This window comes from Ruegeria sp. CL6, assembly GCF_056536465.1.
Map to the genome: position 1 here is coordinate 1 of NZ_JBQFPR010000018.1, position 9,843 is coordinate 9,843.

Here is a 9,843-nt window from a genome sequence, read left to right on the forward strand (position 1 = left end):
AACTGACGATGAAGTGGTGCGGTTGCTCCGAGCCAAGGACCGGGAGTTACATCCGGTTCTGCTGACCTGTCTACTGTCAGGCATGCGAGCGGGGGAAGCGGTTGGGTTGCTCCGGGAAGACCTCGTGGCCAAGGGCAACCTTGGTTGCTTCGTTCATGTTCGACCTAACCAACTGAGACTGCTGAAAACCCACGCCGCGGAGAGGCTGGTTCCGGTCCACCCAGTTCTGGACGAGACGTTTAGTCAACTTCCGAGCCATGGCCCTCTGTTTCCTGACCTTACGGTGGCGCACGTCACCAAGGGATTTGCAAGGCTCCGACGTCGTCTAGGCTTGGAACGACCGGGACTGGTGTTTCACTCGACCCGTAAGTGGTTTGTGACCCAGTGCGAGCGAACTGGTGTCCCTGAGCACTTCACGGCCTCTCTGGTCGGCCATCAATCGGCACGGTCGGAGAACGGGATCACCTACGGGATTTATTCCGCTGGCATAAGTGACGAGCAGCGGCGGTCGATCGTTGACCAGATAAGACTGCCGACATGACCTTCCCCGACATTGATGCGTTCGAGGAGCGAGCTGCCATCGCTGAGTTCGATGGCGGTTGCTCTCGTCGGGAAGCTGAGGACCTAGCGGCCAGAGCCCAAGGGTATCGTGATGCTGAAGCCTACTGGCAGTGGCTGGCTGACTATGTCGTTAACCGAAGACCACCCTCTTAGACAGAACCCTCGGCGGCCCTTAGCGGGTTGCCGGGGGTGCTCAATTTATTTTTCTTCCAAGCGGACCCTGGTCCAAGGTGACTGAATGACCGAGGTGCGGACAAACCGCCGTAGATGGCGACCATGTCATCGCCTCGGCAGTCGAGTTCTCAACGACCAAAAATATCAATTACCGCACCGGTCGTTGCACCCACAGCCATGCCCGTTTCGGCGTCTCCGGCTAATGCGCCTATGCCAGCGCCAATAGCAGCTCCGCCAACCGTGGCACATGCAGACAAGTGTGCACCGATAACCACTGCAGCAGCCAACTTTGTTGCAGGCTTAAAAACTCTTTTGTTCAGTGCAAACATGGCTCAGCGCTCCACAATTGTTACCCAGATCACATCCAGGACCGTTTCGTTCATTTCATCGGGGTTGGCGGCATACCAAGCGTCTATCATATCCATAGCCTGCTCGATGGAAATGTTTGCAGTTTCTCGGTATAGCTCCGGTATGGCAGACCCTCCTGCTCGCCCAGATTTTTTCTGCAACATGTAATCAGCACTCATTAGGTTTGAGATGCCCATTAAATACGAAAGCTTTTCTGACTTTTTGGATTCCGTCCACTCTTTGCCGGTGACGTATTGCCCGTCCGCAGATACAGGTGTGGAAATCGCAATTACAGCAAAAACGAAGAACAGTGCGATGCCCGTCCATTTGAGATGTTTCACTTCCAATCCCCCTTCTATGACAAATGACCCGATTTGTGCTTACGACGAAGCCTGAACGGCCAAATCCCATCATCGGGCAATCCGTGTAAACCAAGTCAAAATTTTGTAATTTGATTATATCTTGTACTAGCAACAATTAAACCGCATGCCATCCATAATGGCAACGATTTCAGCATCTGGATCTCGTCGAATCTGTCGGCAGGAAAGGCTCTTGCTTACAAATCCAGAAGACTTTTGGTGGCCGACTCACAAGGCACGTTTCGCGAAACTCGTGCGATATTTCAAGAATTTGTGCTGTCAGGCGAATTCGAACTCGTCTCAGCTGGGACGACATCACGTGAGTTTGGGCAGGCGCAGTAAAGGTAATAATGGGCTCTCAGCAGCCATTAGCTGCACTAGACATGAACGCCCGCGCTGCCCCGCAAACCGCCAGCACCAGCGACCAGTCTTGAGCCCCCGGAATCGATCGTCAACGGTCGTGTCAGGGCCAGTGGACGGTTCTCTAGCGGTCTAGTCGCGCCTGTTGGCACCCGCGAACGACCTCTCTAGCGTTCAGAAATGCCCGTCGCAGAGCTTAGCGAATGCCCCCGAAACCGCCCCAGTTTCTCGGGCTTCGCCAAAAAGGCGATAACAATCATCGGAGGGCAAGGATTCCTACCACCCCAGCCAGTCCTTCAGAACATGGAACGACAGCAGGCACTTGGGTCACTGATAACCGAAAATGCCCCCGTTTATGCCCCCGCTCAGATAACACACGTCTTGCTAGACCGTCTTGCTGTCTGCACGTCAGCGGTGACCTCCCCCCAAACAGAGGGAGAGGCCGATAGCGGTTATGGCTGAGTATAGTCGGGCATAGGGATAAGTAATGGAAAACGCAGGATAAAGAGGAGAAGAGAAACTCAAACCTCTACCCCCCCCGAGCCTCCAGTTTCCTCATCCCCCCAGAGATTCCAGATAAGCTAACCGCTCGCTGAAGATATGCTGACGAACCCTATAAGCGTGGGTAACAAAAAAGGCCTTGATTGTTTACTCAACCAAAGATAGTTTCGCCTTCCTTGAGCCGCCCGCATCCCGTGGGCACCATGATCAGCGTCTAGAGGCGCTATAGCGGTTTGGTCCGCTATCGAGGCACCGGAAGGGCCTCAATTCTCAAACACAACATAACCCACAGTCGAGGTGCGTCTCGTTGATGGCTTGATGCTGTCTTCGGTTCCGCCCGGCTAATCACGTCTTCAGGGCCTCAATGCGCTCTGGGCGTGGTCGCATATATTGAGGACCAAATTGACTCATGGAAGAAACATACGCTGGAAAGACCCTAGATGCTTTTCCGATCACAAATCCGCACTACTCCAAACTACTAGATGTTCACCGATATTCAGAACACCCGAACGTTTCCCATCTGACCAAGCAGATCTGGGCAATATGTTATGGGGAACCAGAAAGCAGCAACCCAAGGAAGGGTGGCGTAAGACCCAAAGCGAACAGTTTCGCTCAACTTCGGGCCATATTGCTCGATCTTTATGTGGCTTGGGATGCCGACCCCGAGCTGTCTATCGGCGTGGCTATGAGCAACACAGCCTGGAACACAGATTCTCGGTATAACAAGATTGGATTGTCCCGCTTGGCACCGAAGATCATCCACCGGCTGCACGAAGTTGGTTGCATCTCATTGGCGGCTGGCAGTTATGCCGGTCCCGGAGCCAGTACGAACCGAACCACCCGGATCAGAGCGGCAGAACCGCTTCGACAAATGTTTCGGGAAGCCAAGTTCGGACCGCAGCATATCCTGACCCATCCGGGAAAGGAGTGCATTCTCATGCGATCCAGCGAGAAGTCAGAAAGAAACATCGAATACAAGGATACTCCAGTCACGGACTGGATGAGAGCAGACCTGATGAAGTACAACGGGTTGTTGCTGCGAACTTTCATCGACATACCCGATCAGGAAGACACGTTCATTGAGCGTCCGATTAAGTCTGGTGCTCGTGCGGGCGAGATAACCCGAGTTCCCATCTGCGGGTTCGATAACTTCGTTCACCGTGTCTTCAATCGCAACGACTGGTCATTCGGTGGTCGCTTCTATGGCGGCTGGTGGCAATCGGTGGGTTCAGAGGTGCGGAAGCGCATCCACATCAACGACGAACCGACTGTCGAGGTGGACTATCAAGCCCTTCATGTTGCGGTTCTGGCAGCAAAGAGAGGAGTGAAGCTGGAGGGCGATCCCTATGAGTTGGATGAACAACTGTTGCCTGACTTGGATAAAGTGCAGCAGCGCAAGTTGGTGAAACTTCTGATCCTCATGGCTCTTAACGCCAAGAACGAGCGGTCAGCTTACAGTGCGTTCCGGGACGCTTCTCCGGCTGGTTCGATGGCAAAGTCGATGAAGAACGCGGAGCTTCGGATGGTGTTGGATGCTGCAATCAAGAAACATCCATTCCTTCAGGATGACCTTTGCGCGGATCGTGGGATATCGCTGATGAACACTGACAGTTTGATGGCTTCAATGGTTATCAGACATTTCACCAGACAGAAGATACCTGTCCTGTGCATCCACGACAGTTTCCTGATTGGTTACTCGTACGCACTAAGGCTCAAGACGGCAATGAATCTTGCAGCAATGCGTGTTCTTGGTTGCCCGGTTGCCCTGTCCAATAACTATCTGGGGTTGGATGAGGTGGAACGAGGAACTCCCAGCTTGGTCAATGATTACATGGATATGCGCTATCTTCCTCGCACCCACGCTTATAGGGTTCGTCAGCATATCTTCAGCGAGCGGTTAGCTTATCTGGAATCTCTGGGGGGATGAGGAAACTGGAGGCTCGGGGGGGGGTAGAGGTTTGAGTTTCTCTTCTCCTCTTTATCCTGCGTTTTCCATTACTTATCCCTATGCCCGACTATACTCAGCCATAACCGCTATCGGCCTCTCCCTCTGTTTGGGGGGAGGTCACCGCTGACGTGCAGACAGCAAGACGGTCTAGCAAGACGTGTGTTATCTGAGCGGGGGCATAAACGGGGGCATTTTCGGTTATCAGTGACCCAAGTGCCTGCTGTCGTTCCATGTTCTGAAGGACTGGCTGGGGTGGTAGGAATCCTTGCCCTCCGATGATTGTTATCGCCTTTTCCCACTAGCCTGACCAACTGGGGCGGTTTCGGGGGCATTTTGACCGCTAGAGAGGTCGTTAACGGGTGCTGAGAGGACCGCTGTCGAGTCGTTCCGGGGGCCTGAAGACTGGTCGCTGGTGCTGGCGGGTTGATGGGGCATTGGCGCGGGTCGCAGGCTTTGATTAGCCGCTGAAGGTTGGTTACCGCTTTAATTTATGGAACTTACTTTTTCTTTAAATTGTTAAGCTTGGTGACAAGGTAGAAATACGCAGTTGTTCCGATAAAAGTTGGGATAGCTATAGCTTGCCCCACGAACGGCACGATGTTGACACCTACGCCTGCCACTCCGCCAGCTAGCAATGCGGTCTTTAAGTCTGCGTCGATACTATCCCAAGCTATGCCTGCCTTTTCCGCCGCAACTTTAAGATCTTCAGCGTCGACTTTCCCATCGCCATTCAAATCAGACATGTTCTTGGCGATGTTGCCAGCCATCGTCATCGCAGAAACGGTGCTTTCCTTGAGCCGCTTTGCTGTTTCACTGTCCAGTACAGCTCCAGTCTGTTTTACAGCCTTGTTAAACGCGCCATTGACTATTTTCGTTGTGTCAAGAGCGCCTTTTTGAACCCACTTAAACATATCTATCATTACCCATTACACCGACGCGAAAACTGCATCTTATCAAAATATTAGAGCCAGTATGATTCAATAAAGTACTAAAAAAGACAATAACTAATAAACCGCGCTGTCGATGTTGGATTTTAGTCATTCCTTTCAAAAAGAAAGCAAAGTGATCCCCCGGCAACCCACTAAGGGCCGCCGAGGGTTAGGTGTCAGGGTGGTCTTCGGTTAACGACATAGTCGGCCAACCACTGCCAGTAGGCTTCTGCATCGCGGAACCCCTGAGCCCGAGCCGCCAGATCTTCCGCTGCCTTGCGGGTGCACCCGCCATCGAACTCGGCGATAGCAGCCCGTTCCTCAAACGCATCAATGTCCGGGAAGCTCATACCGGAAGCCTTATCTGGTCGACGATCGACCGCCGCTGCTCGTCACTGATGCCCGCCGAATAAATCCCGTAGGTGATCCCGTTCTCTGATCGTGCTGATTGATGGCCGACCAGAGAGGCCGTGAAGTGTTCAGGAACACCTGTTCGCTCGCACTGGGTCACAAACCACTTGCGGGTCGAGTGAAACACCAGTCCCGGTCGTTCCAGGTCTAGCCGTCGTCTCAGTCTCGCGAACCCCTTGGTGACGTGCGCCACGGTCAAGTCGGGAAAGAGAGGACCAGATGCAGGTAACTGACGGAACGTATTATCTAGCACCGGATGAACCGGAACCAGTCTTTCCGCAGCATCGGTCTTCAGCAGTCTCAGTTGGTTAGGTTGAACATGGACGAAGCAACCAAGGTTGCCCTTGGTCACGAGGTCTTCCCGAAGCAACCCAACCGCTTCCCCCGCTCGCATGCCTGACAGTAGACAGGTCAGCAGAACCGGATGTAACTCCCGGTCCTTGGCTCGGAGCAACCGCACCACTTCATCGTCAGTTGGAACTGCATAAGGTTGAGGGCGCACCTTCCGGTCGAAGAGAACGGTTCGGAACGGGTTCTGTTCTAGATGCCCCTCATAGACCACCCAGTCGAGGAAGTGATTGACCTGCGACCAGATCCGTCTCTGGGTTCTGGCGGTTATCGTCACCGATCCCCGAGACGAGAACGCGACCAGTTGGTCCAGGGTCAGCCCACGAGTCCGCTCGGACTTTCCGATCATTGGAGACAGTTGGGCTATCGCTGACAGAAACTCTCGTCCGTCTGCTCTGGATAAACTGCAAACCGATTGGTCACCGTATCGACTAGTGAACAACCCGACAGAGTATCGGACCGATTTAAACCCGCTGGGTCGCAGCTCGTTACTACGCTTGTTCAGATAGGCCCGGCTCAGGTCACGAACCGGCACTTTCACCGGCGCTGATGATCTGGCAAAGCTGGACCGCTCCAGAGTGCATCCAGAGTGCTCCAGAGTGGCCCGGAGACGGACGAGAGACGACTCTGGCTGGTCAACCCAATCAGGTGTCTCAGTGGTGCTCTCTGGGGCAGACAGGGTCTCCTCTGCTTGGGACCGAACCTGTTCCACCAGCGTTTCGAACCGCGCATTGACTTCAGCGGCTCGGACGCGGGCAGCGTTGCGGTCACTGGTCTTGAGGCTCTGCTTCAGCGCCCGAGCGCCCAGCGCGAGTGCCACGTCAACGGGATAGTTACGTCTGAACAGCCACGTATGGCCCTTCAGATAGGCATAGCGAATGTGAGCAGACATAGGTCTCCTCCTTTCAGTGTTGGAATTTGGGATGGGGTCAGTTGGTTGAGACAACCCGCAGGATCATCTCGAGTGCCGGTTCGCCATAGGACCCAGCCAGAGGGCCGGTGACGGCAAAACCGGTCACGCAGTCTTCGAACACCTCTTCCACTCGGAAGTGGTGCTCAGGGACGTCATCGAAGGCGCGGACGACCACGACATCACCGGGGTTCAGTTTCAGCTCAGTCATCGTGGGACCTCCACGTCCAGAGAACCGCCAGCAGAACCAGCGCCGAAACAACGGGGTGGGACCGCGAAACCACCCAGAGCATCGTCGTCAGGACGGCCTTGGGCGGTGGGTGCAAAAGAAAACCCCCGACGAGAACGCCGAGGGCAGACAGGTACTTCATGGATCAAACTCCTGCAGTTGCTTCTTTATTTAGATGCAGGAGATTGCTCGGTTTTTTGGGGAGGGAAGGCGTGAGTGATGCCCGCTGGCTTGTTTGCGCCCGACACCTGCGTTAGCGTGAATGATCCAAGGCAACTACTGCGTGAGGCCAGAGCAGGTCCATTGCACAGGGTTGAGTTGTCAACGATTTCGCGGGGTATGAAAATGGCCGATACTGAATGCAACTATCAACGGATAGTCTCGGTTGAGGAAGTCAGGTGCGCCCTTGAAGAGGCGCAGTGCCAGCAATGTGGCATCACCACCAATGAGTTAATTTTACGCGGGGAGTTGCTCGAGATTTGCGGTGAGGAACTTTGCTCCGACATCTCAACGGGCAAGAAAACGTTCATCACGATTGCACTATGCCCAAGCTGTCATGCACGGGCTCATCAGGACGCCGAGAACAAGCATAACCCCTGCCAGATAAAGGCTCGGTGGAGCCGAGAGGGCCTAGCGTAGCGGATTGCAGGGGGCGGTCACTTTGTTTTCTTTTTTCCAAAGAGGACGTCGGTTGAGGGTTGGCTGAATGACCGCTGGGCGGACCAAGGAGCCGTTCTGAGAGCACGCGTTTGACGTAAGTAGTGGATGAGCGATTAAATGCGTGAGGCGAGGCAAGGCTTTTTCCGCTAAAGTATCTCAGGCTCCAAGCTCTGTTCGCGATGTGGCTCTATGCCGAACCTTTTAAAAAGGGAGATCACAAGATATGAAACCAATGAGTATCGTAAGATCGGTAGGTGCGCTTTTCCTATTTTCGACGACGAGCACATCGGCACAAGACTTTGACCCAACCTCACTTTCCACTTTTGGTTCTAAACCAAATATTATCCTGATTGTCTCTGATGACACTGGATACTGGGATCTTGGAGCCTATCACGGTGGCGCTGCGCGCGGCATGGATACACCCAACCTCGACAAGCTTGCCAAAGATGGCATCATGCTTACGGACTTTTATGCGGAGTCGTCTTGCACGCCCGGGCGCGCTGCCATGCAAACAGGCCGCTTTCCGAACCGTTCGGGAATGACTACGGTGGCTTTCCAGGGTCAGGGCGGTGGTCTACCTGCGGGTGAATGGACGCTGGCCTCAGTGCTAAAACAGGCTGAATACAACACCTATTTCATGGGCAAATGGCACCTAGGTGAGTCCGACTACGCGCTACCAATCGCGCACGGTTACGACAAGATGGAGAATACATTTCTCTACCACCTTAATGCCTACACATACGCACTTGATGACTGGCATCCTCAGATGACTGATGAACAGCGCGCATTCTTCAAGGAAAATACGACTGGTGTTTTTGAGGGTGAGGCCGGCGGAGCAGCCAACGAAATAATGGTCATCGAGGATATGACCACAGAGGATTTGGCCAATCTCGACGCTGTGGGGGCGCAGAAAACCTTGGCCGAACTTGAGCGCTTGGCCAGCTCGGGTCAACCCTTCTTCATGTCTCTGAATTGGGCGGCCAATCACCAGCCGAACCTTCCTTCGGCAGACTTTGAAGGCAAATCCGAGGTAAAAAACAAATACGGTGACAAGGTAGTCGAGTTGGACTTTCACACTGGCCAAATCATCGACAAGGTCGACGAACTTGGTATCGAGGACAACACTCTCATAATATACACTGTCGACAACGGGGCTTGGCAGGATGTGCATCCGGATGCAGGGATGACGCCATTCCGAGGTACGAAGGGAACGGTTCGGGAGGGTGCCTATCGCGTGCCTTTCATCGCCAAGTGGAATGGTAAAATCGAACCTGGCAGCAAATCTCATGCCATTGTTGGCGGTACCGACTTAATGGCGACCTTCGCGCATCTGGCCGGGTTGCAACTGCCCACCGAGGACCGCGAGGGGCAGCCAACTATCTTTGACAGCGTTGACATGGCACCGGTTCTGTTCGGAGAGGCTGAGCCGCAGCGCAACAGCTGGGCTTACTTCACAGAAAATGAGCTTACACCCGGTGCCGTGCGTGTAGGACCTTGGAAAGCGGTGTTCAATATCCGCGGCGACAATGGGGCCCGGGCTGGCTCAGAAGCTCCTGCCGCTGAGCTTGGCTGGCGCGGATCCGAAAAATATGTCGCTACGGTGCCGCAGGTCTTTAATCTTTGGGAAGACCCAATGGAGCGCTATGACGTCTTCATGACGACAGGGCGTGAAAATACATGGACCGTGCCGTCGCTGATGGGCGAGGCAGAACGGATCACGCGGACCTATATCGAATATCCGCCGCGCCCAGTACAAAGTGAATCCTATTCAGGGCCCATCACCTTAAGCGAATATCACAGGTTCAGCACCGTTAGGGACCAGCTAAATGAGCAAGGGTTTTCTATTGGTTTGCCGACTGGCAACTAACTACAGCGAGCGGTAGGCGCCTCTGAATATGCGCCGCCGAACCCAGAAGAGAAATATACAGCTAATTCAAACGGCCCCTTTGGGCTCTCAGCAGCCATTAGCTGCACTAGACTTTAACGTCCGCTCCGCCCCATCAACCCGCCAGCACCAGCGACCAGTCTTCAGGCCCCCGGAACGACTCGACAGCGGTCCTCTCAGCACCCGTTAACGACCTCTCTAGCGGTCAAAATGCCCCCGA

At 54.1% G+C, this 9,843-nt stretch carries 10 protein-coding genes; 3 read left to right on the forward strand and 7 right to left on the reverse strand.

Going from position 1 to position 9,843, the window contains the following annotated elements:
- The coding region (locus ACR0LH_RS21280; protein ID WP_480722381.1) for a tyrosine-type recombinase/integrase at positions 1-541 on the forward strand (541 nt) is incomplete at its 5' end.
- Positions 542-863: 322 nt separating this feature from the next.
- Here the strand turns inward: ACR0LH_RS21280 and ACR0LH_RS21285 are convergent.
- Together ACR0LH_RS21285 and ACR0LH_RS21290 are read right to left on the reverse strand one after the other, a co-directional pair.
- Positions 864-1,064 carry a hypothetical protein gene (locus tag ACR0LH_RS21285; protein WP_170547259.1) on the reverse strand — a complete coding sequence of 67 codons (201 nt, stop codon included), beginning with the start codon at positions 1,062-1,064 and terminating at the stop codon, positions 864-866.
- Between the two features lie 3 nt (positions 1,065-1,067).
- Positions 1,068-1,424, reverse strand: coding sequence for a hypothetical protein (locus ACR0LH_RS21290; RefSeq protein WP_170547256.1), 357 nt, complete (start codon positions 1,422-1,424; stop codon positions 1,068-1,070).
- Between the two features lie 1,288 nt (positions 1,425-2,712).
- Between ACR0LH_RS21290 and ACR0LH_RS21295 the strand changes: the two genes are divergently transcribed.
- Positions 2,713-4,230 (forward strand): hypothetical protein, encoded by a 1,518-nt coding sequence (locus ACR0LH_RS21295; protein WP_480722383.1) that lies wholly within the window; start codon positions 2,713-2,715, stop codon positions 4,228-4,230.
- A 518-nt stretch (positions 4,231-4,748) separates the two neighbouring features.
- On the opposite strand, the gene ACR0LH_RS21300 is transcribed toward ACR0LH_RS21295, so the two are convergent.
- The 5 genes from ACR0LH_RS21300 to ACR0LH_RS21320 form a co-directional block, all read right to left on the reverse strand.
- Positions 4,749-5,171, reverse strand: coding sequence for a hypothetical protein (locus tag ACR0LH_RS21300; protein ID WP_170484291.1), 423 nt, complete (start codon positions 5,169-5,171; stop codon positions 4,749-4,751).
- Between the two features lie 185 nt (positions 5,172-5,356).
- Positions 5,357-5,530, reverse strand: a complete 174-nt coding sequence (locus ACR0LH_RS21305) for a hypothetical protein (RefSeq protein ID WP_170502247.1) — start codon at positions 5,528-5,530, stop codon at positions 5,357-5,359.
- Positions 5,527-6,831: a DUF6538 domain-containing protein gene (locus ACR0LH_RS21310; protein WP_480722385.1), complete on the reverse strand. Its 1,305-nt coding sequence runs from the start codon at positions 6,829-6,831 to the stop codon at positions 5,527-5,529. The genes ACR0LH_RS21305 and ACR0LH_RS21310 overlap by 4 nt, the downstream gene beginning before the upstream one ends.
- A 37-nt stretch (positions 6,832-6,868) precedes the next feature.
- On the reverse strand, positions 6,869-7,060 hold the full coding sequence (locus tag ACR0LH_RS21315; protein WP_480722386.1) for a hypothetical protein: 192 nt from the start codon (positions 7,058-7,060) through the stop codon (positions 6,869-6,871).
- Complete coding sequence (locus ACR0LH_RS21320; RefSeq protein WP_480722387.1) at positions 7,053-7,220, reverse strand: hypothetical protein; 168 nt, start codon at positions 7,218-7,220, stop codon at positions 7,053-7,055. Before ACR0LH_RS21320 ends, ACR0LH_RS21315 begins: the two co-directional genes overlap by 8 nt.
- Positions 7,221-7,970: 750 nt before the next feature.
- On the opposite strand from ACR0LH_RS21320, the gene ACR0LH_RS21325 reads away from it, so the two are divergent.
- Entirely contained in the window at positions 7,971-9,605 is a 1,635-nt protein-coding gene (locus tag ACR0LH_RS21325) for an arylsulfatase (protein WP_480722388.1), read from the forward strand.
- Positions 9,606-9,843: the final 238 nt, after the last annotated feature.

Bases quoted from the DNA above. Each gene is read 5' to 3' on its own strand.
- ACR0LH_RS21285 (WP_170547259.1), bottom strand. From the start codon at position 1,064: ATGTTTGCACTGAACAAAAGAGTTTTTAAGCCTGCAACAAAGTTGGCT.
- ACR0LH_RS21315 (WP_480722386.1), bottom strand. From the start codon at position 7,060: ATGACTGAGCTGAAACTGAACCCCGGTGATGTCGTGGTCGTCCGCGCC.
- ACR0LH_RS21305 (WP_170502247.1), bottom strand. From the start codon at position 5,530: ATGAGCTTCCCGGACATTGATGCGTTTGAGGAACGGGCTGCTATCGCC.
- ACR0LH_RS21295 (WP_480722383.1), top strand. From the start codon at position 2,713: ATGGAAGAAACATACGCTGGAAAGACCCTAGATGCTTTTCCGATCACA.
- ACR0LH_RS21300 (WP_170484291.1), bottom strand. From the start codon at position 5,171: ATGATAGATATGTTTAAGTGGGTTCAAAAAGGCGCTCTTGACACAACG.
- ACR0LH_RS21310 (WP_480722385.1), bottom strand. From the start codon at position 6,831: ATGTCTGCTCACATTCGCTATGCCTATCTGAAGGGCCATACGTGGCTG.
- ACR0LH_RS21325 (WP_480722388.1), top strand. From the start codon at position 7,971: ATGAGTATCGTAAGATCGGTAGGTGCGCTTTTCCTATTTTCGACGACG.
- ACR0LH_RS21320 (WP_480722387.1), bottom strand. From the start codon at position 7,220: ATGAAGTACCTGTCTGCCCTCGGCGTTCTCGTCGGGGGTTTTCTTTTG.